Origin of the sequence: Candidatus Protochlamydia sp. R18 (assembly GCF_000648255.1) — a bacterium.
Lineage (GTDB): Bacteria > Chlamydiota > Chlamydiia > Chlamydiales > Parachlamydiaceae > Protochlamydia > Protochlamydia amoebophila.
In genome coordinates this window covers 1-560 of record NZ_BASL01000786.1, presented here as the reverse complement: position 1 = coordinate 560, position 560 = coordinate 1, and the positions used below count along the sequence as shown (strand labels likewise).

Annotated in this window: 1 protein-coding gene; it reads right to left on the bottom strand. The window is 38.4% G+C overall.

Annotated features, from left to right (window positions below; genetic code table 11):
- Positions 1-426 (bottom strand): IS3 family transposase (locus TY19_RS25420; RefSeq protein ID WP_148300619.1); only part of this gene is annotated, 426 nt, incomplete at its 3' end.
- Positions 427-560: the final 134 nt, after the last annotated feature.

Genomic DNA, 560 nt, shown 5'->3' with positions numbered 1-560 from the left:
CACCATCTTAAGACTTTTCCTAGTAAAGTCATCCATAATTGTTAGAATCCGAAGGCGCCTTCCATTGGCTAATGCATCTGAAACAAAGTCAAGAGACCATCTTTGATTTGGCCTAGAAATCTCCTCAGGTCTTATTCTAGAACCTAAAGCTCTCTTTCTTCCACCCCTTTTTCTGATTTTGAGACCACTCTCTTTGTACAGTCGGTATACTTTTTTATGATTAATCTTTAATCCTTCCTTCTTCAGCAAGAGACAAATTCTTCGATACCCAAACCTTCTTCTTTCATGAGCTATCGAAATCATTTTATCCTTTACTTCTGTATCATTCTTCATTTTATGCTTATAGCGCCCAACAGACCTATCGAAAGCAAGTAAACGACAAGCTCTCCTTTGACTTATGCCATGGCGGATGGTTAGATCATTCATAGCCTTTCTCTTAGCCTGCGGGCCTACCACTTTTTTGACAAAAGATCCTTCAAAGCCACATTATCAAGAGCATAATCAGCTACAAGCCTTTTTAATTTCCTGTTTTCTTCTTCTAGAGCTTTTAATCTTTGTGC